A 26325-nucleotide genomic window follows, 5' to 3' on the forward strand; every position below is an offset into this window, starting at 1 on the left:
ACTGAATTCTCAATCAGGGTTCGGACTCATCATCCATCGCATCATACAAAGGATATGAACCAAATTGTCCGTTATCTCGGTAAGCGTGCCCCCATCCCTTGGTCGCATCTTTGTCATTGGCGACATGAAATACTTTTTGGATTTCCGTCGTGTCAAATTGATTTTTCTCCTTCTTGGAGAAAGCCGGCTGACTTGCTTTTCGAAGCATTTTTGTCATTGCCTTTTTCCCGTGAGCACCAATTACATGGGAGATGAGCAGAGTTTGGTTCGGTAGTACAAGATTGCAAGATTGGCATTGAAACATGGCCTTAGAAGTAAGCCCATAATTCCCCGTCGGCCGCACTGAATCAGAAGACACTAAGGGCAGTTTATTCATGTGCCCAGTTTTTCGGATATGCCTTTGAAGGTTTTTTACGGTGGCTCCGCAGTCTGCGCATACTTCTGATGCTTTAACAAGACCGGGGAGGTTTTCACAATATCGGTTGTCCACAACCGTAGGGGCATTTAAATCAACATCATGCATCCTTCGCAAGTGTCTTTGGAGTTTAATTACCGCTGCACCACACTCTGGACATTTTACAAATCGAGGTGTTGCTGTTGAAATGGAATTTTTTGACCTCCTAGTCGGCGCCACATCCGCCGGCGTGGATTTTGACTCAAGTAGCCCTGTGCCCCAGCATCGAAAACAATTTTGGTTTTCACCCATGCAACTGCATTGTATTGAGCCAAAACTCATGGGTAGACTTTGGGAAAGTTTTTTGAAAACTTTAGCATTAGTTGTTGTCGGGCCCGAGTTGGCGGCAACTGACCAAACGCGCTGAGTCAGTTAAGCTAGTCCTGAGTCTTTATTCGAACCGTTCCAATCTTGGCATTGTTGTACCATAAATTCCAATTTCGCTTTATCTTTTTTCCTTCACAGGCATTTGACGCGGCGGCGAGTAAAACTCTTAATGTTATCCCCAAATGAGGAACCTGGAGCGTTCCTTCTTCATAATCGGCCTCAATTTTCGGACGACTTTCATTGAAGTGCGCACTATTTATATCGCTGGCATCCCCAAACGCTTCATGGTTTGCGGTACGCTCTACGCTGTCTAAATCTGGCGCATTACTCAGACTTGACGGTGTGGCCTCTGCCTCCCGGGTAAAACTATCATGGGGTATCTTTGATGCATCGACCCCACACGGTGTAGTCAATGCCTTTTCAGCCGCCAGATATGCTTTTTTAAATGACAGGACCATGGTGGTTTCCTCGAGAGTTTTTTATACCACACAGATTATCATTCTGTAGTTATTCTGCCAGCGCTTTGAGCAACGCATCCCGCCCATCTTGGTAGAACTCGATGTCCAGCTTAGTTGCCATCTCGTCAGACAGGTCGAACAACTGACGACGGCAGGATACCGGGAGCAGTAACGCTTTTGCGCTCTTTTCCACTGCAATTTCTGCCAACGTCACAGCGTTGTGCACTGGTTCGATGGTGCCCCCGAGCGTCACCTCACCGACGACCACGAGGCCGCCACGAATTGACTTCTTCAGCAAAGCACTAGAAAGAGCAATGAGGGCACCCACGCCAGTCTTTGCGCCAGACTTGGCAGCATCGAATCCACGAAGTTGAACTGAGAACTCATGCGAACGCGGGTCGCGGTCACCAACCAGCTGCTGTGCACGCGCATACAGGTTTTGCTCTGCACAGCGAATAGACTCCTTAAACGCGGCGGGCACCGGATTGTTGAGCACCCGAACGCCGCCGCCTGGTCCCTCGTTGACCTCCAACCTAAACAAACCAGGGTGCTCGTCATCACCGCCTGGGCTCAGCACCCAGACCTGCCCACACTCCAGCGGCTCATCGCCAATGCCACCCTGGCTCTGTAGCTCCGGCGTGCTGACGAACTTTTCGACGCCCTCGGCACCGAGCGTGTAGCTGAAATGGGTGTTGCGGAACTCGGCAGCACCGATGCGCTTCTGCTGCTCCTTGACTCGGCGACGTACTTCCAACGCTAGTCGCACCGCCCACTCCAGGTCCTCTTCGCTGACCACAGCATCTGAGCCCGGGTAGAGCAGCTTCAGCAGCCCGCTCACGGTCTTGTTTACACCGTTGAGGTCGCGGCCCGACAGAGCGCCACCCCAGCGCACACGTCCTTGAAGCGTCGAGACTCGGCTTTGATTTCGCAACTGGGCGAAGCACTCAGAGAGAAAGTCACTTACCAGGCCAAAGTGCACAGTGAATAGCCCGGGGTTGAGTTTGGGCACATCCCAGCCAGGTAGAAAGCAATGGATGCGGTCCATGAACGCTGTGTCATCGCGCATTTCGGGTGGCAGCGGCCCGAAGAGGTGGCCGATACGTTGCTGGTGCTCGACGTCCACATCGAAGTTGCCGACGAGCACGATGGAGCCGTCAGCGCGGATGCTCTCCTTGCCTCGGGAGAATTCGCCGCTCTCCATGTAGCCCTTCATGATGTTGACCCCATCTTTGGAGTCGAATGACACCCCAGAAACTTCATCGAAACACACGACGTCGTACTGGCATACCAAGCCGCGTGCACCGTTCTGGTTGTTCACGAACATCTTGGCGACTGTGGCTTTGCCACCCGAAATGAGGTGTGCGTAGGGCGACACCTGCTGGAACAGGTGGGACTTGCCGGTTCCCCGAGGCCCGAGTTCGACCAGGTTGTAATTGCGCTCCACGAACGGCACCATGCGCAGGAGCAGTGCGTCTTTGGCTCGCTCTGACAGGGTTTCGGGTTCAAAGCCAACACTTCGCAGCAGCAGGTCACGCCATTCAGCGGTTGTGAAGTGCTTGCGCCCCTCTGCCAGTACATCCAGCACCTCGCGCTTTGAGAGCTGAATCGCCCGAAGCGCCTCGACACCGAATGGGCGTCCGCCTTTCTCCTGCGCGATGGACGCGTCGTAGCCCAGGGTCACCTCGGCGTAGAACCCGCCCGTGAGCATGCGCTCGTTATCCTTGACCATCTCAGGCGTGAGCCGCACGTCCGTCAGGCGCAGGCTGGGCAAGGTGGCGATGTAGGAGTCGGTCTTGGAGTCCAGGCGGGCTGTGACGATATCGATAATCTTCACGGAACCGGCCTCGCGTGCGCGGGCCTTGAAGAGCTCATCTTCACCGGCTTTCACCGTCCGCGACGCCAGTTGCCGCTGGACGATATCCAGACCCTCCTGGATTTCCGCCTCGTCGGTCGTTGCGCAGTAGCGGCCCAGCAGAAATTCAACGACGTACGTCGGAACTGGGAACTGGCGGCTGAACGTCCGCACAAGGTCCTTGCGTACCACGTAGCCTTCGAAGGCAGCGGTAGCCTTCCTATCCAAGTCATCAAGTTCCATCGTCAATCATCCATTTGCGACCTGTCTTGAGCCGGTCGCCCACCATGCTGCTCTCTATCTCGATGCCAGGTAACAAGGTAACAGCTTCGCACCTGGCCTGGCTTCATTCAGCCGCCCACCGTCGTCGCCTGCTTCTGCAGCACCTGACCATCGGCTGCCAGGATGACGACCACAGCCGCAGAGCCGAGGTTGTCGTCGTCAGCCACCGCCACGCTGGTCTTGCCGCCTTCCAGAGGCTTCACGCTCGCCACCAGGCTGGACGTCGCCAGCGCGGGCTTCGTCCGTACGTCCACCGTCAGGCCGGTCGATGTGCTTTCTACCTCGACCACGCAGCGCAGGCCTTTCCAAGTGACCGACTTGATGGTGACCTGTGCGGCTGCCGCAGGCGCAGCCACCATCAGGACCAAGACCGGCACCAGGCACTCTTGCAGGCTCAGGCCGCCGTGCGCGTAGTCGGCTCCAGCAACGAAGGACGACACGCCGGGCGCATACGCCACTTGGACATCTTTACACCAATCCCAGCCGAAGGTCAGCGGTGTGCCGTGTGCCGTGTCCTTGAGGACGGCGCAGCGTCCCCAACGGGTCTCGGCCTGGTGTTTGAGCAGCTCCGTCTTCGGCAAGCCACCGGGGACCAGCAGCCAGCCGTGGTCGGTGACGATACGCACCCGGCGCCACCCTGCGTCGCGCAGTTCCTGCACCCGTTCGACCACCCCTGTCAGCTGAGCATCAACGTCACGGGCGAGACGAACACCGTGCTCGTGGCCGTAGTGGTCCAGGTCGCCCGATTCCGTCCAGGCGCGTCCGCTCGGGTCACCCGTCTCATGCTTGTCCAGCGGCTGCACGCCGTTGTCGGTCAGCAGCTTCCTGAAGTTGTAGCCAGAGAGCGGTTTGCCGTCTGCAGCTACGCGGGGCTCGAACTCCACATCTTCAGCCCTGCCGGAGACCTGCCCCGCCACCGGAGAGCACCAAGCCTTGCCGGAAGCTGTGACCGACGGCATGCTCGTCCAACGGGCCGCCAACGTGGTGGTGCCCAGCCCGTCAAGCTTGGCACGCAACCGCTGGGCGACGTCGTACCGCAGGCCATCCACGAACACCGTGCATGTGCCCGAATCAGCTGCTGCGTCCGATGCCGCCTGCAGCGAAGGCATGCCCCCAACTTTCTTCACCGCGTCCTGTAGTCGCTTGGCCGCTTCTTCAAGCCAGGGCAGGTAGACGGCGCGCACTGCGGCGCCGACAGCGTCTGTGTCTGCCTTGGTATGCACGGAGCCCATGGCCAGCGTCGCCGCCTCGTCCACACGCCACCCGGACTGCTGGTAGCTTGCAGCCAGCTCCGATGGCGTGGCGCCGATGGGCACGGCTGCGCTGAGCTCAGCCAAGCGGGCCAGGTGCTCCAGCGATTGAGCCAAGGGCGAATGCCCCATGCGGGACCACAACCAACCCCGGCGTGCGCCGTGCTCCTTTTCAGCGGTGGCGATGGCAGTACGAGCCTGGGCGGCATCCATGGCCGCGCAGGCAGACAGCGCGTAGCGCAGACTCGCCTCACCTTGCTCATTGGCTTGCGGGTAGCCGGCCAAGGGGCCATTGGGGTCCATGTCCGGGAACAGCCCCAGCTGAGGCGGCTGAACCTTGGCTAGCAGACCAAAGACTCCGGGGAAGCTGGCGAAAGAGTCTTTATATACCTCGGTCACAGCAGCCCACTTGCCATCGCCCTTGGCCAGTCGCTCAGCGGCAGTTAGCACACCGTCAGAAGTAGGGTCGAAGCCGAAGTCTGCCTTGCAGCGCTTAGAAAAAACATCCCACAACACATCGCCCCATTGGTGCCGGGCCGAGGCGGGGTTATTCATCCAAAACAACACGTCACGTGTCGGATTCGGTGCCATCAAACTGAGAAGCCACTCAGCATTGATTTGTCGACCTTTGAGCTCGTCCACCGAGTGGTCAAGTAAGACCCCCGCTTCCAGCGCTTGCTGCAGTGCCTCATGGGTCACCTTGTCATTGGCAACATCCAACCCCAAACCTCCAGTCTTGGACGACAGAAACGCAGAAACGGTCCAATCTTTCCCATTGGCCTGACTCCAGAAGCTACCTCGGTATTGCAGTTCGGCGAGCGGTTGCAAGTCCCTGGGACAAGATTCAATCGCCCTCAGGTCCGCCTTACTGACGCCGGGCAAGTACACGACCGGTACCACGCCCGGATTCAACAGTTGAATGCCGCCTGCTATCACGGTCTTCAGCCAGATACTCGGTCCTTGATGCAACTCAGGTTGGTATCGACCGAGCGTGAGTAGACCTGGCACAAAATCGGCAAGAGACGGGACTACATGCAGCCATTGACGCTCAGGGTCCGGCCAGAGCACCGCAGCGGGAACGGTCATCAGTGAGCGGTTTACCCTCGCAGCAGATAGGAGCGCTTCCGCTAGCTTCGACTTGATGTTCATGATGTGGCTGTCAGACGGGGGGCCGCGGTTGGATATCTGAGTACGCAAGGAAGGAGCATGCCTCGAAAAGCGACTGCGGCCGACTCGGTCCAGCCTCCTTGTTCGGAGACCAACGACCACAGTACCGACTGCCATTGGCTGAGTCCAACATCAACTGGTGGGTCAATCGCAAGTGCTTGGGCTGCGTAGAGACAAAACCAAACGGGATTCGCGCTCCTGGCACCGCTGGCAACGAAGCATGCAACAGAACGGCCGCAAACCGCCCAGGGTAGAGCAGAACCTCCAGAGAGGAGTGCCAGCGAGTGTTCGCCAACTCGGAGGGCCTGAACAAATGCAGTTCAACCAAACCGGTATTCGAATACTTGCCCCTAACGGACGGCTCCTGACGTTCTTCTGCCCTATCAAGCAGGTACAAATCGTCTCCCTTGCCGGTGGTCTTAAGCGCCTTCCGGAACGCTTCCACTGACTGTCTGAAGTCCTCGCCACGTCCCCAGAGAGCGTAGTCGGGTGCGAGCCAGCCTAACGAACCTTGATGCAACGGCTGTCCGTTATAGCCAGAACGGGCTTCATGTATGTGAGCCAGCAGCCTGTCACGATTCCTCTTGAGGTATGAGGAACCAAACAAAGGCTGAACGCCTTTGGGGCAAGTCAAGCCGCGTTCGACATCCACGGCCAATTTGTGAGCGTTGAGCTCAGGCCCAACAACGTACGGCCTGAGAAAGTCCAGTTCAAATAGCTCTATGAACTCGTCCGAGTGATTGCCCTCGACTTGCGCATTCGCCTCCAACGAAGCGGCAACACGCTCGCGAAACTCGCTCAACAACTGCATACTGGCACCAGCTTCAAACTCGTTGGGGAGCTTGGCACTGACGACGTTCTTTGCATCAATCTCCAAGCTGACCGTTAACGGAACAAAGCCCGGCTTGCGAGCCTCCACGCTTTCAATCGAATGAACGCCGTAAGACCTTTCGCGCTCCTCGCCGCGCGAACGCGCCGTCTCTCGCTCAATGCGCGCGAAGCTCTCTCTGTAAGCACGACGTGCCATCTCCAAGCTGTTTCCCACCAGTTCCGTCGGCGGATTCAGCTTCACCCAATTCGCAGTAGCGAACGCAAATTCGGCCCGCCCCAGCATAGAGAACGTCAACAAGTCAAACGGTACGACATCTGTGCGTCGCTTGAGCTTTGTCACCCAAGGGTAGTCGTCGGGGGATGACTCGAAGCGTTGACGCATCTCTTCGCTGAGGGTCAGCTCGTCCTCCGACAAGCTGACGTAGCCTTGGCGGTTCAACGACTCTATGACAGAGAGGGCTTCAGCCTCGGAGAATCCGAAGTAGTCCCTGAAGCCTCCCAGCGACACACGTCCACAGGTGTGAAGAAGCCGGAGCACGAACTCTGTCACCGCCGGCAATCGTTCCTGCGTGGAAATAAAGGCGGTCACCTTGAAAGGCTGAACCGGCAAAGCAAAGGTGATTCGGTTGAACGGTGCGTGGTCGACGCTCATGAACGGAACTCCTGTGCCTTCACGAGGACGGCTCGGTTTGCCTCGCTCAACGACTCGATTTTCTTGAGCACTTGCCCAAGTGGTAAGCCGGCGTTTTTGCCGCGCCACATTGGCGCCGCCCCCACCACCACCAAACGCTCCATAGCACGCGACATCGCCACATTGATGCGATTTGGAAGTCGCAAGAACCCTGGATTCTGTTGTGGGTTGTTGCGAACCGTTGACAGAATGACGATACGGTTCTCCTTGCCCTGATAGCTGTCGACAGTGTCAATTTTCACCAACCGCCGAAGGTCCGCGGGAATCCATCGGGCCTCGCTTTTCAGGCGGTTCAGCACTTCACGTTGTTTGGAATACATGCAGATGATGCCGATGAGGGGCTCACCATGCTGCAAGCCTTCCTTGAGTGCACGTACCAAGCCAGGACTCAGAACCAGTGACTTGAGAACATTCATCACCACGCCGGCTTCTGTGTCGTTCCAGCAGTCAATTCGGTCAGGCGAGTTGCTCTCCATTGCGCTCCTGCCGAGACTCGATGTGTCGACCCAACACACTTCATGACGGAGCTGCACAGGTAGCAGGCTGGTGTCCAACCAGGATGAGGCCCTACCCGTCGCAAGATTATTCCCGTAGAAGACCTCTGACACCAATTCACCAATGGCCGGAGCCATCCGGTACTGCTCTTTGAAGGAAGCCCCGACTGTTTGCCCAAAGGGCGAGTCGAAAACCCGCTCAAAGTCGCTGGAAAATGCCAAAGAGTCGACGGCATAGCCGAGCTTCTTGGAAACGGCATGTCGAACTTCTTGGTCGAAGGTCGGTGGCAGTTGCTTGTGGTCCCCCACCAGCAAAATGCGACGGCCCGTCTGCATCGCAACAGCCAGCTCGCTTGGCGCTGCACGCCCCGCCTCGTCAATGACCACCCAGTCGTACATGTTCTGGATGACGCCCGCTGCTCGTCGACCAATCCCCACCAACGTCCCAGCGACCACTGTTCGCGACTTGGCCAGGAATTCGACGAAATTTGCAGCGGGCTCGCCCAGCGTCTTGAGCCAATCATCAGACATCTTCAGCAACCGACGAAGGCGTTCAACAGCCTGTGGCGACTGAACTTCATATTGGGTTACGAGTTGCTCAAACAGGTCGTCCATCACCTCCCCGAGCTGAACGTCTACCACGCTGTATTGGTAGTCCCGGTTGCAAACCTCCTGCAGCGCCTCCGTTAGCTGACGACCTCGCTGGATGCTCACATCCTCGTCCGCATGTTCCTGTGCAATTGGCTTCTTTCGACCAGAGGACGGTACCGGCACATCAGTGACCAAAGCCGAAATCTGCTCGACCAAACGGCCGACGTTGACGTGAAGCCTCACCGCCGCCGCGGCAAAGTCCGAAGGGAGCCCCATCTCCGTAGCAAGGCGGACGACACGCTCCTTGTACTCGGCTTTGAAGCGCTCCCTGTACGACTGCTCAATCGAAGACGAATGAAGGTGCCGAATCGTCTCTGAAACGACCGATTCGTGCCCCAACCGAACAGCATCAAAAGCGATACCCTTCGACTCGAACAACTCCAGCGCCTTCTCCAGGGCGTTGTTGACCGCTTCATGTGCCTGGCTGACCACCAGCACGCGGCGTGCTCCTTCCCTGGTCACCAGGTAATGCAGCAGTGCAGCGATGAACCAAGTCTTTCCGGTACCGGGCGGCCCCTGCAGAAGACTCAAGGGGCCGAACTGCAGCGCCTTGCGAAATGCCTCTCTCTGGCTCTCGTTCAGGCTTTTGTTACCCTGAGAGTATGCGTTGAGCGCTTCCTCGGAGGGACACTGGAACTGCATGGGCACAGGCTGCGAACAGGCAGATTGAAAGTAACCCATCAAGTCTGGCACCACGGAGCGACCTTGAAGAATGCGTTCAACGGCCGCAGCGCGACGCGTCAACGAGGCACTCTCCATGTTGCTGCGCAATCGCAGCTTGTCGCCAGGTTTCGGCGGCTTGCCGCTCCAGCGCTCAATGGCAAGCTCTGCATTCGCGCCCAAAAATGTGTCCCGGAGCTCTAGGTCGCCACACCGCCGCCATTGCCCTTCCGCGTTTGGCTTCTCGACCCAAGTCAAATCGTCAATGTCGGGGTCGAAGCCAGCACCATCGAGTGAACAGGGAACCAGCATCTGATGCTCACGTTGGGGATTGCGCCGAGGCTCCCCTACCACCGTAGCAATGGGCAAGGAATCTTCCTCGGCTGCGAGTAGCGCCTGCCAAAGCTCCTCAACATCAATTTTGGACTGTTGCTCATTCGATGACACTGGTCGGTCTGTATCAACATCCAGCTCCGAGACAGGCAACTCGGGGGAGGGCTCCCCCCTCTCCGGCAGGCCGTCCTCCGCAGCCTTAACCGACTGGTCTCCAAACTGCTCGCACCACTCTTCCAACGACGGCTCCAGCTCGGATACCTCATGCCTGGCACCGTCTGTCACCGAAAGTCGGGCGCGAAACCGCCCTAGACACTTGTCCTGTGTCCAGATGAGCTGGGTGAGGTCAATCGGACGAACCATCACCCAAGAGGCTCGCCGCTCCAGAGGGCTCCACACTACGGTCAGTCTTGCGCCAGCTCCAGTCAAATGGACAAGTTTTGAGCCAGGGTGCTTTCGTGAGTCTTCCATCGTGAGGTAGAAGTACCCGTTGTCCCCCTGCAGTTCACCTGCGGGAACCCCCGTTGCTGAGACGCCGCGAATCGTCACAGCATACGGGACCACATCGGGAAGGTCAGTGGACTGACCCTTACCGTCCAACGCACTTTGAAGCGGCTCCAGCGCGGAAACCTGGCGCTCAGTGAGCAGGCGCTGAACCTCTTCACGCACCTGCTCCAAACCCAACAGGTTGTCCGCTGTCTGCTCCTTGAACAACAGTTCGTCGAGCACAACAGCCAAGGCCCAACGGTCCCTGGCCAGCGGTGAAAGTGTTTTGTAGTCAGACGGCAGGTAAGCCGTGGAATACACATCGCTGGAAGACCTGCGGAAATCCAACATGTCGACCAACACGGGACTACCGTCCCCGTCTATGACGATGTTGTCAGGCTTGATGTCGCCATGCGGCCATTCAAAGGCATGCAGCTGCGCCAACGTCGCGGTAAGCGTGCGGGCAACACTCAGCCTGGTCTCGCGCGTCTGCGGTCTTGACATCCACTGAGCCATCGTCTCGCCGTCAACCCAGCGCTGGACAACAAGCAAGCTGCGTCGACTCAGACCACTATCCAGCACGGCGGCCACACCTGGTAAAGCGGCAGCTCGTAGATTCCTTGCCCTTTCAAGAAAGGAGAGGAGTCGAATTGCTTGGTCTGGTCTTTTCAGGTCGGGTTCTACACCGTGCCACTCCTTGACCAAAACTGCTTGACCTTCAAACGAGCTCCGAAAGGCCAAAAGGTCATCATCATCTGTAAGGGGGTGGGCTTCTTCTGGGTAGTCGCGTACACGCGTCTTTGCACGATGAACGTCGAATGCTGCAAGGTCAATGACCTGCTCACTTTCCTTCTTGGAGGCTTCGTTCAAGGCTTCCAGCATTTCTCTGGCCGTCTCGAATCGAAGCTTGGGTTCCGCGCTCAATGCCCGAACAAGCACAGCATCAAAGGCACCTTCGTATGCGTCCGATTTTCGCGCTTCCCAGACGTAGTGACCACCGACTCGTGGTGGACGTTCGCCATGAAGCATTAAGTGCGTCAAGACACCGAGTAGGTAGACGTCACGACGAAATGGCGTGGCTCCTTCGGAAGGCACCGAGTCTTCAGGCAAGTTTGACCGTTCCACCTGCACCTGTTCGCGAAAGGTGCCCATGGTAGCCATGGTGGGGTAGTAAGCCGCCGGAAAACCCGATAGAACCACTTTTGCAGGCCGTTCAACCCACAGGCAATGAGCACCAACATCTCTATGAGCCACATTGAGGTCATGCAGGTCAGCAAAACGCTGCAACATCGCCTTGACCAGTACGACACGCTCAGATGGCGTTAGCTTCGAAAGTCCCGAGTTAACAAACTCACTCAAGCGCGTGACCTTTGGGGGCAATGCGTAGAGCTCTGCAAAGTCACGCGTAACGTCTGTCTCAGACAACCGTGCGATAGGTCGCAAGAGGCTCCGAGCAAGCTCCTCATTTCGGGGCTCCACGTGCTCGAAAACGCGCTGCTCACGAAGACCGATAAAGGCACGCTCGCCTTCCCCAATTAGTTGACTGCCCAGAGCTCCAAAGTCCCATTGACGGAGCAACGCTAGCTTGTCTGGGTCTTGCTTTTCCTTGGCACGAAACTCCGCATATAGCTTTCTCGGGTGCTCCCAGAGTGGCTGTGGGTCAGGGCGGTAACCGTGAATGTTGAAGCCTGCTGGGCGCCCCTTTTGCCCTTCAAAGAACAAGTCATAGGCATTCAGAAAGACCAATGGATTGATGCGAGCAGGGCGATTGACAAATTTTCTGTACTCAGCCTCATTTGTCCATTCCAGCAGCTCGCTCAAGAAGAGCACTGACTCCGCCTCTCTGGGTTCCTCTGAGAGGTCAAGTTCAGTGATGCTTCCAGTCAATACAACGAAGGACAAGACCAGAGGTGTCTTGGCCGGACCCACCCGAGTATTCAGCGTTGTACCCAATCGCTTAGCCTTCAGGTTGACCAGTGGCACTGGTGACCGACCGCGAGGTTGGCCATCAACGTACCAGTTTCCACCTCTGGCAGTCAGTGTCTCCCCCCGCCAGTTCTTCAGCTCAATGACAACGATGTGCGTGTGCGTAACCAACACTAGGTCGAAGTCGTCATCACCTGCACCAGGACCTCCACGCGGGAGCTTGAACGACGCATACCCTCGCCAACCTTTGCTAAACACAGCAGCGTCGAACGCTTTCTGTATCTTCTGCTGCGCGTCGATTTCCGATGCCGGCACACCAGCTTTCTCTATGAGTCGAACTTCCATTGCCCCGCGCCCTTATGTCACAGCGTTTGATTCTTTAAGCTTCGAGTCGCCACTGCTTGCGCAAGACGTCTATCAAATCGCCCTGACGGGACTGCACGTCGGCAGGCGTCCAGGTTGCCTTCTGCAACACCTGTGTAGTCAACACATAAGAAGACACGCCTTTCTTGCCAGCAAAGTACGCCGTCTTCTTCTTGTCGAAGTCAAAATTCTGAGCTTGAGAGTTTCGTCGTCGATTGAGCGGGACAAGGTTGGCAAGCCTGTGCACCCAACGCATTTGGTCGGCAACACTTGGCCACCATTTGGCCCATTGCGAACCAGGGGCGACAGTCTGCGGAAGCACATGCTCGAGTGTGAGGAGCGAGGGGTCGTACTTAGCCGCACCATCAGAGAGAAAAGCATCCAATCGAAGGATGAGGAAATTCCGGCGACGGGCCATCATCGAGTAGATGTCCCCCTGCAAGACGTCGACAAATTCGCGCTTCTCGTCATCTGCCAGCTCTATTGCTGACACGGGGTGTACCGTAGAGTGCTCTCCTTCCATTGCAGTCAACACGCGTGCGTATCGCTCGATTCGATTGTTCACATCTATCGCGCAGACGTACATGTAAGAGGCCAGACGCTCCAGACGCTCAAAGAACCACTTCGTGTATTCGCTGTCGGCTGGATGCGCTGCTAGGAACTTCATCGCGCACGGAAGCCAGTCGGAGTTGTCAATGCGATTCAGCCAACCCAAGGACGTATTCACGTCCTCAGCTTTGGACGTGGCTTGGTAGGTGCAGTTCTTGGCAACCAAATACGCCTGTGTGAATGGCTCGATAACGCTTTTCACAAGGCTCTCAGCCGAGTCCACCTTCTTGATTACACGCTCCGGAAATTCCTCAAGCAACGCTCGACGCGCTTTGTCCTTTGCGTAAATCATGCGGATATGTCCGAACACCTCGGCAAACCCGTCACGACCAGTCTTGACCTCGAGCTCTTCCCAAATCTCATTGTATTCGTCGCGCAACTCTGGCGCCACCGCCCCAATGACCCCTGACTTGATGATGTCAGTTGGCAACAAGTCCAGTCCTCGACTGTTCAGTACCGAGAACACCCTGAAGGCCGACTGCTCACTCGGAGTCGAGACGGCAACCAAGAAACAACGCTGAACAATGAAAGCGCCGAAGTCGCAGAGTTGCGCAGTGCTCCCTTTGAAGACGGTCTGAAGGCGCTGTAAAAAAACCTCTGCGTTTCGGCGAATGTTGCGCTGAGATTCGTTGTCAAGTCGAACTGGGTCGAGTGCAACGAGTTCAGACAGCTTCAACCCTTGGACGTAGTCTGCAAAGAACTGCATATCGCGCTCACGGAGGGCCAACCGAGGCTTGGGCTTAAGGCCTTGTGATGCTCGTCCAGGCTCACGCAAGTAGCTCTCAAAGTCGGTACGAAGGTCGCCAGAAAACTGAGCCGTCAATGCGGCCAACAGGATAGTCAAGGTCGTCAGGCGCTGTTGGCCGTCAATGACTTCGGAGAGTGGCTTTCCTTCCTCCTTGATGAGCACGATGCTGCCCAGAAAGTAAGTTTCGTCTTTTTCTTTTGAAAAAAAGTCGTAGAGGTCCCCAAACAACTCGCTAGCCTGCACTTCAGTCCAGGCATATGGACGCTGATAGGAAGGAATGACGTAGTCAAAGTCTGAACTGAAGATTTTGGCGAGTGGATACTCAGCTCCACTGATTTTCTTGGTCATTGTTTGTTTCCGAAGATGGCGAGATTGGTCAGAAGTGGTACTTTTCGCTGCGCTGCTTAAAGGCCTGCTCAGACCCCTCCATGATGTCCAACACAGCCTCAGCGACGCGTTTGCGGTCAAGCCCTCCTTGTGCGCGCAGCTTTCCCCGGCCGTCTCGTGCCTCGAGGGCATAAATCTGCTCGGCGTCTGCGTTGACAGGTAGGTTGGCGTTGTGTGTGGCAACTATCAGTTGTCGCTTGCTCTTCGCTGCTCGCAGGTCTCGCACCAGGGTCCGATAGATGAAACTCGAATCGAGTTCGTCCTCGGGCTGGTCAATGACGATGGGGCCTTCGCCGCGAGCGAGCATCAGGTTCAAAAGAACCGTGTTGCGCTGACCCTCCGATAGGGCACCACTCATTGCGCCCGCCACCGAACCGTCTTCTCGCAAGAGTTCGACTTCAATGCCATCGCTGACTCGGGTAAGGCGAACGTCTTCCCAAAGCGCCCGCACGTTGTCGTTGTCGAGATGGCCACGAAGTGGCAAATGAAGGTCTTCGAACCCAGGCGTCAGAAGGATTGGCAGATACAGAGGGTCCTCAACCGCAGCCTCCACAGTCTCCCAGGGCGACGGCTCGCCGCTCTGCAAGTACGTTCGAAAAACGCTGTCGCCAATTTCGTCCCAACGGCGAGCCAGCTTGCCCCGCTTGTCCACTGGTGAGAGGCGACCCCAGGAAGCCCTGAAAGATGACTCATCGGACATGTATGAAGTGGTCAGTCGAACTGTCTGCGAAGCTACAGCATCTTGAATGGCCGCTGCGGTTACGCTCCGTGCATCGAACTGCGCCTTCCAAACATCGTGGAGTTCACCAAGAACCTTTGGGAGCTTGTTGGCTTCCGCTTCCACCTCGGCCAACCGTTTCTGCCGCTCCTCTACGAGCGCCAGCTTCGCCTGGCGCTTCTCTTCCAGGTCTTGCATCCGCGCTATGTCGTCTTCGCGGATTCCGCGTTCAACACATGCCGCTCGGAACTTCTCTTGCACCACGCTGATGGCATCCAAGGTACCCTGAATGGCATCCTTACCAACGCTGGCGGCCAATACGAGCTGGTAGTCCTCCATGGCCTTACCAATTGCGGTCGCGAGGTCGGTGCGTGCTTGCTGCACACGTCTAGCCGTGTCACTGAACCACTGGGCATTTGGCCACTGGTCTGCGTTGGCGGGCGACGCCTCCATCGGCTCAGCCAGTTCCTGCAGCACCTGGCTCACCTTTTCGGTGATAGGCGCGCTTGACGCACTCATGCGGTCGAGGTAGCGGCGTGCTTCCAACGATAGCTGGTTTTGCTGAGAGTCCTCGAGAACAGCCTCACGTGCCTTCAACTGCCGCTCTAGCTCAACAGACTCCTGCTTCGCCTCGGCAATTTCGGCTTGAAGTCGGGCAGCGTCGCGAGTGCTCTGGAACAGCGACTTGAGTTGGGCCTTGAGGTCGCGCTCAGAAGCTTTGAGCTCCAGCAGAGGGGAACCACAAGCGCTATCGATGAGGGCGAGGACTTGCGCCTGCCCCTGAACACCACTGGTCATGCGGCTGAGTTCGCCCTGGCTGAAGAACTGAAGTTGGAGCTGCCTGAGTACGGTATTCAGGTCTGCTACGTCGCGTCCCTCCAACCATCGTTGTTGCCCGGCAGGTTTTCCGGGCGCATAGACCAGGGTGTCTGCGACACCATTGCCCACTTCAAAGCCGACCCGCAGCTCCGAGCCAGGCGTGAGCGAGTCCTTCAGTTGTTTTCGCTTGCGCTGCAGAGACGTGTCGTCTTCTTCGGCTTTGGCGGCCGGCTCTTCCAAACCGATTGCAAACCTTAGGTATTCCAATAACGATGATTTACCGCTGCCGCGCCCCCCAATGACACAGTTGAAACTCTCTGAAAAGCTAACCTCTTGGTCTTCCAGAAACTTTGCTCCCCGCACCGCAACTTTCGTGATGCGCGGGTGCACCAGCGCATCGCTGGGGCGGGTACCCAGAAGCTGAATTCGTGACGAGGGGTCGAGAAAGGCCTGTCGAAGCGCCTCGATGGAAGGCTTGGACATCTTGAGCCAGGTGTACCTGTAGCCCAGCGAGTTGGCGATGGGCTTGCCATTGGCGTCTTGACGAAGAGACTTTGCGTCCGACGACATCACATAGGCCGGATGACAGTCATGCCGTGCCCAAGCACGGTTCCGGCCTTCAATGATGTCTAGGAACCGCTGTGCGGGTGGATTGGCAGTCACCTCTAAGGCCAGAAGCTTCTTGTTCTTGTAATCCTCAATGTGGCGAGGGTCCTTCAAGAGCCCATCGTTCTGGTCTGAATGCGCTGCGATAACGATGCCCTTATGCTGGTCTTGCACCAGTTCGATGAGCTCTTTCAGGCTCACGGTCACGTTGTTGCGCCGAAGTGGCATGAGGCGGCCGTCCCGCACGCGTTCGTTCTCATCCAAACCCAACTTGCACAGTAGCCTGTTCACTCGCCAAACGTGACTGGCCTTCTTCGCAGGCTCAAACAGGCACAGCACGTGGTACCCAATGTCGACCTCAAAACCAGGAAGTATGTGCAGCGGTGCTCGTCCCAACTCATTGGCTATGGACTTGTTTTGTTCAACAAGGTGCGTCAGAAACCAGTCCCGTGGGTCGGCCTTCTGCGAGAAGTTGTGGTCAGTCACACCAATCAACTCCAGGCCAACCTCGTGGCAGCGTCGCAAGTAGGCCCTGGCCACCTCCTGCATACGACGTTCAGCCGGTTTGGCGGGCCCAACGATTCCCTGGGCGTCCGGCTCCGGCGCAACTAATGGTCGCCGAGGCTCCGGGAGCCTAGTGTCTGCATCGCTCCAATGCGCAGCATCCTCAGGTGTTTGAACCTGAAAGTCGCACTTGAACCACCGCATCCCTTCGTAGTCAGCCATGGCGCGCCTCCCTGGCGGCCTTCTTGTCCGCAACCTTCAGGTGGTGGTCGTTGATGCGGTCACCTTCAAATTTCTTGAACCAAGGTGCGCTTTCGACGTCCTTGCCTCGGTCTTTATCCCAAGCGATGTTGAGCTTGGGCTTCTTGTTGTGGCGTAAGACCTCGGCGGTCATGAAGGGGCGGATGTTGAGCCGCACGCCGTCGTTGAGGTCGGGGTTCCAGCCGATGGGCTGCTCCGAGAGCTTCTTCCAGCGGACAAAAATGTCGTAGGGCGGCTCGCCTTCCAGGATGAGCTCCAGGCGGCGCTTCAAGTCCTGCGCAGCGGCCAGGCGGGTGGGCGCACCGTCCACGCCTGAGCGAACGCCAGCCTCCTGCTGGCGAATCCAGTCGCCCAGGTAGGCGTGGATGAGCCGTTCCAGCTTCTTGTGGTCGAGCTGGTGGTAGTTCACCAGCGCAGCGAAGCCGTCCTTCAGGCCGTCCCATACATGCCAGATGAACGGGCGGTGGTGAAAGCGCTTGGCGTGCTGCTCGAAGAACTTCTCGCGCAGCCAGACGTCCAGGCCCTTGCCGGCGCACTCGGCATCGGCCAGCAGCTTGTCCAGCACTGCGGGCTTCCAGCTGCCGGGCTGCACGGTCTCCCAGGCGGCAATCAGCAGCTTGAGCAGGCGGTCGTGCGCCGGCGCCTCGCCGCGCACCGAGGGCAGGCAGACGATGCCGTCGTCGTCGGTGTGCTCGGCCAGTTGCTCGCAGCGGGCAATCCAGGTGCGGGCCTCGTCGGCCAGTTCCATCGCAGTGTCTGTCTCGGCCGGCCAGCGGTAGCCGGCCAGGCGGGCGACGGCGACCTGCAGCGGGTCGGTGGCGGGTCGCGGGTGGCCGTGGAACAGCCATTGGGTAGGGTCGTCGGAGTGTGGCTTCGGCAAACCATTGGGGTAGCGCTCTTCGGCAATACGCCACCACTTTTCCAAGTCGAACGGGACTTGAGTTAGGGTTGCGTTCGCCACTGCCACCTTTTTGTCGATACTTCTAACCGAATCGTGATATTCGAGGGATGAGCAGAACGTCCATAGTGCTGCCGCGTGCCTTTTGTCGGTAACAGTTATTGGAGCTACGTTGCTATCAAAAGCTGCACCAAAGTAAAGAGACGCGGGCAAGGTTCCCATTTGAGATATAGCAACACCAAAACCACCCCAAGCCCCTAAACCTTGCCGGCGAGCCAAAGTCAGACCGTCATTCTCCCAGCGCAATACACTCTCCAGTCCCCCGTAATGACTGGTGGTAGCTAGCGTACCTTGAAGAAATATCCAATCGTTGCCAATTTCTGAACGCTCCCAAAAGGTGCCACGATACCGTCCGTCATCACCTGACTTAATACCTTGATGAGATTTCGCGAACCTGGTCAGCAGTGGGGTGGTCCCGTCGCTCGGGGTCGACGTAATCTTGGCTCCGGGTGCCTTAAGCAGTGTCGCAACGGCTGGTTGAACTAACTTTGTATTTGGCAACTCCTGAGCTCGCTCGGCCGGAGTTCCCAGGGACGAGACGTCAATTACCGTCACCTTTTCGGCCTCCCTGGGACTTTGATTTTCAATCATCGTCAAGGCGATACTTGTAATGTTTCCAGGCCCAACGTCAAACGCCTTCGCGCCACCACCCAGAAAAGCGAAAAATTTGATTCTGAGACTAGTTAGAACGTCACGCCTGAAATCTTCGTAGGTGGTCAGAAAGGCCCAGTTTTCGGGTAAAACCACAGCACTACAGCCGCCAACTGCCGACAGTTCGACGCAACGCGAAAGCAAAACCGTCGCCAAATCCGATTTAGCTTCAGGATAGTGACTCTCCGTAAATGTACAGAGGAGGTCAGATTGTTTGCCACGCGCCAGGTAGGGCACGTTGGTCACCACAAGGTGGTAACGCCCATCCAGCAGCCGGGCGGCATCCAGCAAACCCTTTGCAGTGAAAGCCAAGTCCCAGCTGTCGTCCTGCAGCTCATTGGCCTGCCCCCATAGAGTCGCCGGGCGCTCGGTGGCCAGCGCACGCCCCAGCAGGTCGCGCAGCGTGTCGAAGCTGGACGTGGCCAAGTCGTTCTTCAGACTGCGCGCCGGGTCCAGCAGGCTGCCCAGCAACGGTGCTTGGGCAAAGCTGGCATGCAGCAGGCGCAGTTCCTGGCGCAGGTAAGCCGCGTTCGGCGCGTCATCAGGTACCAGGGCCATCCAGTCCTCGGGCTTTGCCGCGACCTTTAGTCCGCAGCAGGCCACCTGCGGCGCAGGCATGTCGGCGCGCACGCCCAGCGGGTCGCCGTTCTCGTCCGGGAAACGCCAGGCCGCCAGCGCCAGTGCGAAGACGGCGATTTCCACGCAGCGGGCGTCGAGCTCCAGGCCGTGCAGGTTGTTGGCCAGCACGGCGTCCACCGCATCCATCGCGCTCAGGCCCTCAGCCGCCATGCGCATCGGCACCAGCAGCAGGAAGGCCGCCACCAGGAAGTGGCCCGAGCCGCAGCAAGGGTCCAGCAGCTTGAACTCTTCGAGCTTGTTGGGCCAGCCTTCGAACTTGCCGGCCGCCGGAGTGCCGTCTTCCAGCGTGCGCAGGTAGGTCAGCGGCACGGGGCAGGTCTTGCCCGGGTGGCGCGTCACCCACCAGGCGCCCAGCGAGTTGTGGAGCAGGAAGTCCACCATGTAGGGTTCGGTGAAGAGCTGGGTGACGGCGGGCAGTTCGTCGGCGCCAATCTTCACCTCCGAGGCGTTGACCTCGTCCTTGCGCTTGGCCTGCCAGAACTGATAGACCCAGCCCAGGCTGTCGCTGGCCTTGAACGCCTCGGGCGGCAGCCCAGCCAGCAGGCGCTCCAGCTCGCGCTGGTGCTCGGGCGCGAAGGCCAGCTCGAACACGGGGCTCTGCGGCTTGAACACCTGCGGCAGCATGCGGGCGGCCAGCTTGCCGGCCAGCTCCCACTTGGTCTTGGCGCCCAAGTTCATCGCTGGGTCGGCTTCCTGCACCAGGGCTTCGCAGTCGTCCAGCGAGACCGCAGCGCCGGGCTCCCACAGCAGCAGGCCGTTCTCCGCCAGGAAGCGGGCGAACAGCATGCGGTGCCAGTGCTCGTAGGCGACTTCCCAGACCAGGTGCTGCAGGCCTTGGGTGTCATCACTAGCTTTGGCGTCGCCGAGGGCGCGGCCATGAGCACGCATGCGGCGGCGAAGGGCTTTGAGCTCGTCGGTCAGGTAGTCGGGAGCCTTGGCCTCACCAACTGCCAACTGACCAAGGGCGGCGCGAGCGCCTTTTTCTGCAACCTCGCGGGCGGCTTTGACAGTGCTCTCTAGCTGAGTGCGCAGAGGCTTGGAAAGTGTCTGCGCCATTTAGAAGCAACTCCAATCAAAGGAAAAACCAGATTCCTTGCTGTAGAAAACCTGAGCGTTGCCACCATCGCCCCACTCACGAAGGCCAATTGCCTCGAAGCAAACGAATGGCGCACTCATGTCTGCTGCGCGGTATTGAATCTCTTGGAAGGTGCCCAGCAAACAGGGGTAGGCTTGGTTGCCAAGAAGGTTGACCCAGTCCTCGTAAGCGCTGCATGTGTTTGCGAGGTGTTGAACAAGGGCTTCGTCACCAGCAGACCCCTTTTTCTCTAGCTTCTTGCGCAATTTTTCCAAGCTGCCCATAGCGCTCTTTTGGTCCTCCGTGATGTCGCAGTAAACGCGGCCCTCTTCGAACCCTGTGATTTGAAAACAAGGGACGACGTCATCACCGTATCTGTCGTGGTACTCCGCAGCGAGTCGTAGCCATTCTTCCCAATCAGCATCCGACAATTCGTCAGCACTGGCGTGGCCCAATTTCACTGCCGCCGCCGTGATGTACTGGTTTTTGCTGGGTTTAAGGCCTGAGTGAAACTCGCGCAGCCATTCGGCAGCTTCCGGCAGCAGAACGTCGATTGACTCGCTGTGCTCAATCACAGGCGTCATCAAGGCCGCATCGGCTTCTGCGGCAGGGACCACACGAATAAACGCAGGGCCAATTGCACCACCTGAGGGAGTGAGCCAAACCTGTACAAGTCCATCAAGACCTTCAAAGGTCTTCGGAGCGTAGGCCGTATTGAGCTGACAAAGAGGCGCCATGGGGCTGCCGTCTGCATCCACCGGCCATGCGTGAGCCTTGCTGGTGAAGACCGGGCCCAACAGTACGCTGCCCAGTCGATTCACACTCTGAGCGGGGTGCTCTTCAAGCACAAACGGATAGCCTGTGCGAGCAGATTTCACCCTCGCACACAAGAATCCCAAGTCGTCTTCAGGGAGTGTGGTTTTTGTTCCTGTTGCAAACAACCCCTCGACAGATGCGATGAGTCTGTCGGCCGCTTGGGTTGCGTTTTCACTCAGATGAGGGGTCATGGAGTCCTGCTCGACGTCATTGTTTGATTGAAAGACTGAAGTACAAGGCCGCTCAAAGGCTGACTGGACCGGTTTTGAGCTTGGCAGCAATGAGGCTTTCGACCTCAGCTATCCACGCTTTCAGTTCGACCACGTCGTTCAGCGTGCGCTTGGGCAACGCAACGTGGACGACGTTTGGTTTGAGCAATTGCACCGCTGCGTGGCGGGCGGACTCGAAGCGACTGGGCAGTGCCTGTGTTTTCGATACCCAGTGGTCCAAGTCGCACTCGTCAAGTGCGTCTTGCAGCTGTTCGGCTGTACCGATTGCCACAACAGGTAGAGGACCAAAGTGGTGGGCCCGACTCAGCTCAGCGCTTTGCGTGTCGTTCAACTTGGCCCAGTCGGCATCTGCGTGCAAAAGGGCTTGCTGCTTGGCATAGGCCTCTACAAAGCCGTCAAGCTTGGCTTTGAGCGCTTGGCGCAGCAGGTCCAACGTCTTTTCGAGCAGCGGGCGCACAGGGTCAGGCTCCACCAGTAAGCTGCGTTGTGCCTCAATGGCATCGCGTTCGGCCCTCAGGCCGGCGTAGGGACCGAGCGCTTTGGCATGTCGAAGCAACTGGTCCAATTGGCGCCACACGGGCAGGCGCTTGGCAATGGCATCAGCTGTCTGTGTCCATGACTTGGACAATGCAACGACTTCGTCGAAACGGTTGTACAGCTCCAGCAGCTGGGCATTGCCCGACTGTCCTTCGATGGCTTCGATGAGCGTGACTTTTGGTACCTCAGGCGCCGGGGCTGGGCCGCCTGCTTTGACAGCTTGGTCACGTAGCTTGGCCAATAGCATCGGAACCTTGGACAGTTCCTCCTTCGGTTGGCAGGGTACGCCCACGTTGCTGAACAGTGACCGAATCTTGATAAGCTGTGGCGGCGAGATATTGACGCTCTCGCGTTGGAAGTGAGCTTGGGTGACCTTGGCACGGTCCAGGCTTTTGGCGTCTACAACTTTGGATGCAGCGTCGGTGGCTTTAAGGTGGCCGGCGGCTAGGAGAGCGTACAGCGCGCCGTCAATGGTGTCGCGTGGCCAACCGAAGGGGGGTGCTTCGAAGTTGTCTCGAATCTCTGCGCCTTTCTTACCCGGGCCGATATAGGTCAACAACTTGTGACAGACGGGGTGCTTGTCGGCCTCCTGACTGTGGCCTACCGCCTTGAGGGCTTCCAGGTTGCCCTTGCGTGCCTCGTCGAGCACCTTGCTCCACTGGTCGTGGTCAGCAACATCAAACTGGCTAAACAGGCGAATGGCGGACGACTTGGCGGCGCGGTTGATACGGTCCGCAAGGTCGTTGCCGTCCTGAGCCTCTTGTCCTCCTGCCTGAAAAATGCGAACGGCGCCAAAGAGCTGTTCCAGCAGCTCGGCTAGGTCCTTTTCTGCCGTGCGCTGGCGGCTTTCCATCGAGCGCTGGGCGTCTCGACCTTCTTCCGTTGCTGGACTGCCCTTCTTTTGAAGTGTTGTACGGGCTGCTTCCAGCGCCACGATGGCGTTGGCGAGTTCAGTCTTGTGTTGGGCTGGAAGGAAGGCAAAAAGGCTGGGGTTGTCAGCGGACTTACCCTTGGCCTCAGCGATGACAGATTTCTCTTCTGTCTGCCAGCCGTCTTGAATCCACAGGTACAACGCCTGCGCATGGTCTTTGGGCAGCGCGTCGTCATAGGTCGGCGTGAGCTTTCGCTCAACATTGTCTTTGCCTTGAATCACGCGCACCTTCTTGAGCACTTCGGCGAAGCGGGCTTTCAGCAGGTCAGAACGTTTCTGCTCCACCCGTTGCGGCGCAGCTTTGAGCTCGGCCTCTTGGGCTCGAAACTCGTCGTACCAGGCACTGGACTCCCGCGTTTGCAGACGGTATTCAGTTCCGCTGGAGCCTGCCAGAGCCATGACCAGTCGGTCTTTATTTTGAAGCTCATCCAGCAAAGCAGGCAGCTGCTTGCGCAGTTCAGCTGAACCAGCAGACAGGTCAGTGACAAGCAAGTCAGCCAGAGCGTCTTCGGTGGCTTTGAGCCCGATATCCAACGCTGCATCTGCAGGCAACTTGTTGATGAGGTACACCAGTTTGAGCAGCTTGGCTTTGAGCTGAGCGTGTTCGTCGCCTGATGCAAAGCGCTGGACGTTTTCGAAGACCTCTTTGGGCAGTTGGGCTGTGGACACCAGGTTGGCCGCAATCTGGTCGTACAGAAAGTCGCCCGAAACCACATGGCCCAAGGGCGCATCAACCGTCGCCAGGACAGCCTCGTGCACCACTCGCAACTGGCTGCGCAACTGTGAGACTGTTCCGGTCGTGTCGATTGTGCGGAGAACTCGTTCCCAAAAACGACGGCGCACCGGTAGCAGCGGGTAGTCGGATGTCATGACGTCTTCGTCGTCGGTCACATGCTCGAGCTTGGTACCGCGCAAGTGACGGGAAATCTCACCCAAATTGGCACGCCATACGCCTTCAACTTGCGGCTGCGCGGTGGGCTTCTTCGCCAGGATGATTTGACGTGTAACGTTTTCGACGTCCCAATCGCCAAGCATCACCTGCACCGGGAAGCGCCCCATCAGGCGCTGCAGATTTGGCATCCCAGAGAGAGCGGACTGACCGGTACCGACGAAAAGCAGCTTGCCATTGAAGTGCTTGGACAGGGTCTCGGTAACCTCTTGGACTTGAAAGGCTTTTTCTGCATCGGTACCGATGTACTGCTGCACCTCGTCCAGCACCACAAGCGTCAATGGGAACTTGCCATCCTCTGCCAGAGCAGCTTCGATGGCCGTCGTCATCTGCTCGCTGGTGACATCTGTCACTTGGGGAAACTGTTCCTTCAACAGTTTGCGGGCGTCTGCTTCGCTGTGGGCCAAATCAGGCCGGACCTTGAGCAGCGCCTTGGCCAAGTGGCTGGACACGTACATGTGAGGCAGTTCTTGCGTCACTGAGCGCCCAGTCGATTTCAACTCCGCGTCAATTGTGGGCAGGATGCCCTCACGCTTCAGCCACAGCACAAGTTGCGCCTGGTTGTACTGCTCCGGCAGACCTTTGGACTTAAACACGATTCCGAGCAAGGCGAGGCGAACCTTGTCCCCGGCTCCGGCACCAAGCTTGCCTGCGGCGGCGTGCAGGGTACCGTGGCGCTTGCCCTGCGTGCTGAGTTCTTTGAGATGCTCGAACACGCCAGCGGGAAGCTTGGCCAAACTTCGGGCTGTGGCGCCGTCGTTGAATTGGTAGTCAGTCCAGAGCGTACGCAGCATTTTTGCCAAGTGAGATTTGCCGCTTCCGAAGAAGCCGGAAATCCAGACGCCTGGCTGCTCTGTCCCTGCATCCAGATTCAACAGGAACTTGTCAAGTATGGTCTCGAGACCCTTCTCATACTGACCATCGCAAACGAACGTCTCCAATTCATAGCGCAGGATGGCTTGCGCAGGTTCGGAGTGGTCTTCAGAGACCTCCGCCACACCGTTGTTGACTAGGCGATTCTCTTGAGGGGGTTTGTTGTAAATGTCCCGATTCAGCATGAGGCGTCCTGAGTGGTGGTCTTTTGGTTTTGGGATTCAGTCTTTGGCAAGCAATGGGACAGCAAGATAGTTCCAGCCATCTCGAGCGTCCAACAGGCGGTAGGCGTGGTTTTCTGGGTGGTGTTCGCCAGGGAAGAAAACCAACAACCGGCCCGGTACGCTTTCCTTAATGCCCTCGACAACCGATGACACTCGTGCAAGGCCGAACAGAGCGCCAACGCCCAGCAACGCAACTACGGTGTCTGCGCCGGCTTCAGCGTCAAGCCGACGTTTAAGCTCAGCCGTTAGGCTGGCGACGAACTCGCTGAGCTCACCAGCCTGGTAGCCGGCCAGGTCCTCGGGCGACTCGAAGTAGGCGTCGCGATACTCCTGTGCTGCCATCCACAGCGGGAATGCGTTGGTGAGGTCAATCAATATCCACTTTTTGCCGGCCTGTTGAGTTGCGAGCTCAAACTCGCCTACGTTCGCACGCAAGCGAAGTTCATCGGTCTTGTCGTATACGGCAAAAATAACGCGTTGAATAGCCGCCAGTCCTGCCTGCCAAGGCACAGACAAATGCTGCTTGTAAGCAGCCGCAAGCTTGGCAACCTTAGACGACATGTGAAATCTCCTGACGGATACGCTCTTCTTCGGTGGTTAGGTAACCAGGAAACCGAACCTCTTTGACCCCCCCTGCGTTCATGAACACAAGCAGTCCCCGATGTGAAGCAGAGTTTGCAAGTGCCTCTAGCTCATCCGGTGAGCTACTCATCAGGCTTGTCCACTCGGATGAAAACAGGCGTTGCCCAGTCCTGCCGCCCAAGTAGCCCAGGAACAGCAGTAGCGTGAGAGATTCGGGGTGAGCCGCTGGCTGTGAGCGGGTCTTGTTGCGATGTCCACTCAGGAGCCCGCCTGCAGTCCAACTTCCAGCGACGTTTTGGGCAAACGACTTTAGTGATGCAGGGCTGAAACGGTCGGGGTAGGCCTTTGATAGCCAACGTTCCACAGCCTCACGTGAAACTGCAGCACCAAGGGGCTGACCCAGAACATGGTCCTGAGTTGCTCGCAAAAGTGGGTCGCGAGCCAACGCAACCGCCAGAGCCAATATCGGCTGGGCGGCCTCATTCAAAGGCCATAGCCGCCGCATAGCTCGAAATATTGGGTTTGATACGTCGAGCCCATAAAGAACCCCAAGGTGACGCAGAGTCAGTTCTCTGGCCTTTCGGGTGGGTTTTCCGAGCACGTTGTCCTCGACGACCGCCGTCGCATACTCCTTATGCGTGGCCTGGCTGTCTGTGTGGTGCAGAAGCAGCCGCAGTTCATCCAGCATCATCGTGCGGGCAGCGTGCGGTCCGTTGATACCGAACCGAAACCCCAACTGACTGAGTTGCAATTCAGTTTGCTCAGTCAACTTGAGAGCCTTTTGTCAACGTGGCGGGCAGTGCATCGCTGGGAATCCCGGTCAAGGGGTACCCCTGGGAGCGGCAATAGGCGACGACCATCACCTCGACCATGTTGGCGAGACTCCGCATTTCCAGGTTGGCAGCTACCTGAAGTGCCTCTTTGATAGGTGGCTCGACGCGCACACTGATGACCTCAGATTTTGAAGTGGCCATGGAAACCTC

Annotated in this window: 14 protein-coding genes; all 14 read right to left on the reverse strand. The window is 57.7% G+C overall.

All coding sequences use genetic code 11. The features are described 5' to 3' along the window. Positions 1–13: 13 nt before the first annotated feature. On the reverse strand, positions 14–376 hold the full coding sequence (locus ACFQPB_RS11455; protein WP_382223223.1) for a hypothetical protein: 363 nt from the start codon (positions 374–376) through the stop codon (positions 14–16). 455 nt (positions 377–831) lie between these two features. Beyond that, positions 832–1239: a hypothetical protein gene (locus ACFQPB_RS11460; RefSeq protein WP_382223226.1), complete on the reverse strand. Its 408-nt coding sequence runs from the start codon at positions 1237–1239 to the stop codon at positions 832–834. A gap of 49 nt (positions 1240–1288) precedes the next feature. Beyond that, the gene (brxL, locus tag ACFQPB_RS11465) at positions 1289–3334 is read right to left on the reverse strand and encodes a protease Lon-related BREX system protein BrxL (RefSeq protein WP_382223228.1); all 2046 of its coding nucleotides are present in this window, start codon (positions 3332–3334) and stop codon (positions 1289–1291) included. A 107-nt stretch (positions 3335–3441) separates the two neighbouring features. Beyond that, the gene (gene pglZ / locus ACFQPB_RS11470; protein ID WP_382223231.1) at positions 3442–5772 is read right to left on the reverse strand and encodes a BREX-1 system phosphatase PglZ type B; all 2331 of its coding nucleotides are present in this window, start codon (positions 5770–5772) and stop codon (positions 3442–3444) included. Between the two features lie 10 nt (positions 5773–5782). Beyond that, positions 5783–7273, reverse strand: a complete 1491-nt coding sequence (locus ACFQPB_RS11475) for a hypothetical protein (RefSeq protein WP_382223234.1) — start codon at positions 7271–7273, stop codon at positions 5783–5785. Continuing rightward, a complete protein-coding gene (locus tag ACFQPB_RS11480) occupies positions 7270–12207 on the reverse strand; it encodes an AAA domain-containing protein (RefSeq protein ID WP_382223237.1) in 4938 nt (1645 codons plus the stop codon). Before ACFQPB_RS11480 ends, ACFQPB_RS11475 begins: the two co-directional genes overlap by 4 nt. 34 nt (positions 12208–12241) lie before the next feature. After that, positions 12242–13930 carry a DUF262 domain-containing protein gene (locus ACFQPB_RS11485; protein ID WP_382223240.1) on the reverse strand — a complete coding sequence of 563 codons (1689 nt, stop codon included), beginning with the start codon at positions 13928–13930 and terminating at the stop codon, positions 12242–12244. A 28-nt stretch (positions 13931–13958) separates the two neighbouring features. Further along, on the reverse strand, positions 13959–16838 hold the full coding sequence (locus tag ACFQPB_RS11490; RefSeq protein ID WP_382223243.1) for a TrlF family AAA-like ATPase: 2880 nt from the start codon (positions 16836–16838) through the stop codon (positions 13959–13961). Then, positions 16831–20181, reverse strand: coding sequence for a DNA methyltransferase (locus tag ACFQPB_RS11495; protein ID WP_382223246.1), 3351 nt, complete (start codon positions 20179–20181; stop codon positions 16831–16833). The genes ACFQPB_RS11490 and ACFQPB_RS11495 overlap by 8 nt, the downstream gene beginning before the upstream one ends. Beyond that, a complete protein-coding gene (locus ACFQPB_RS11500) occupies positions 20182–21207 on the reverse strand; it encodes a helicase associated domain-containing protein (RefSeq protein WP_382223249.1) in 1026 nt (341 codons plus the stop codon). A gap of 52 nt (positions 21208–21259) precedes the next feature. Next, positions 21260–24721: a BREX system P-loop protein BrxC gene (brxC, locus tag ACFQPB_RS11505; RefSeq protein ID WP_382223252.1), complete on the reverse strand. Its 3462-nt coding sequence runs from the start codon at positions 24719–24721 to the stop codon at positions 21260–21262. A 36-nt stretch (positions 24722–24757) separates the two neighbouring features. Then, positions 24758–25321, reverse strand: a complete 564-nt coding sequence (locus ACFQPB_RS11510) for a DUF1788 domain-containing protein (RefSeq protein ID WP_382223254.1) — start codon at positions 25319–25321, stop codon at positions 24758–24760. Next, on the reverse strand, positions 25311–26111 hold the full coding sequence (locus tag ACFQPB_RS11515; protein ID WP_382223257.1) for a hypothetical protein: 801 nt from the start codon (positions 26109–26111) through the stop codon (positions 25311–25313). Before ACFQPB_RS11515 ends, ACFQPB_RS11510 begins: the two co-directional genes overlap by 11 nt. After that, entirely contained in the window at positions 26104–26316 is a 213-nt protein-coding gene (locus tag ACFQPB_RS11520) for a hypothetical protein (protein ID WP_382223260.1), read from the reverse strand. Before ACFQPB_RS11520 ends, ACFQPB_RS11515 begins: the two co-directional genes overlap by 8 nt. Positions 26317–26325: the final 9 nt, after the last annotated feature.

The sequence above is a fragment of the Hydrogenophaga atypica genome, from assembly GCF_042665215.1.
Taxonomy (GTDB): domain Bacteria; phylum Pseudomonadota; class Gammaproteobacteria; order Burkholderiales; family Burkholderiaceae_C; genus Hydrogenophaga; species Hydrogenophaga defluvii_A.

Bases quoted from the DNA above. Each gene is read 5' to 3' on its own strand.
- ACFQPB_RS11460 (WP_382223226.1), bottom strand. From the start codon at position 1,239: ATGGTCCTGTCATTTAAAAAAGCATATCTGGCGGCTGAAAAGGCATTG.
- ACFQPB_RS11495 (WP_382223246.1), bottom strand. From the start codon at position 20,181: ATGGCGCAGACACTTTCCAAGCCTCTGCGCACTCAGCTAGAGAGCACT.
- ACFQPB_RS11480 (WP_382223237.1), bottom strand. From the start codon at position 12,207: ATGGAAGTTCGACTCATAGAGAAAGCTGGTGTGCCGGCATCGGAAATC.
- brxL (WP_382223228.1), bottom strand. From the start codon at position 3,334: ATGGAACTTGATGACTTGGATAGGAAGGCTACCGCTGCCTTCGAAGGC.
- brxC (WP_382223252.1), bottom strand. From the start codon at position 24,721: ATGCTGAATCGGGACATTTACAACAAACCCCCTCAAGAGAATCGCCTA.
- ACFQPB_RS11520 (WP_382223260.1), bottom strand. From the start codon at position 26,316: ATGGCCACTTCAAAATCTGAGGTCATCAGTGTGCGCGTCGAGCCACCT.
- ACFQPB_RS11485 (WP_382223240.1), bottom strand. From the start codon at position 13,930: ATGACCAAGAAAATCAGTGGAGCTGAGTATCCACTCGCCAAAATCTTC.
- pglZ (WP_382223231.1), bottom strand. From the start codon at position 5,772: ATGAACATCAAGTCGAAGCTAGCGGAAGCGCTCCTATCTGCTGCGAGG.
- ACFQPB_RS11455 (WP_382223223.1), bottom strand. From the start codon at position 376: ATGAATAAACTGCCCTTAGTGTCTTCTGATTCAGTGCGGCCGACGGGG.
- ACFQPB_RS11490 (WP_382223243.1), bottom strand. From the start codon at position 16,838: ATGGCTGACTACGAAGGGATGCGGTGGTTCAAGTGCGACTTTCAGGTT.
- ACFQPB_RS11500 (WP_382223249.1), bottom strand. From the start codon at position 21,207: ATGACCCCTCATCTGAGTGAAAACGCAACCCAAGCGGCCGACAGACTC.
- ACFQPB_RS11510 (WP_382223254.1), bottom strand. From the start codon at position 25,321: ATGTCGTCTAAGGTTGCCAAGCTTGCGGCTGCTTACAAGCAGCATTTG.
- ACFQPB_RS11475 (WP_382223234.1), bottom strand. From the start codon at position 7,273: ATGAGCGTCGACCACGCACCGTTCAACCGAATCACCTTTGCTTTGCCG.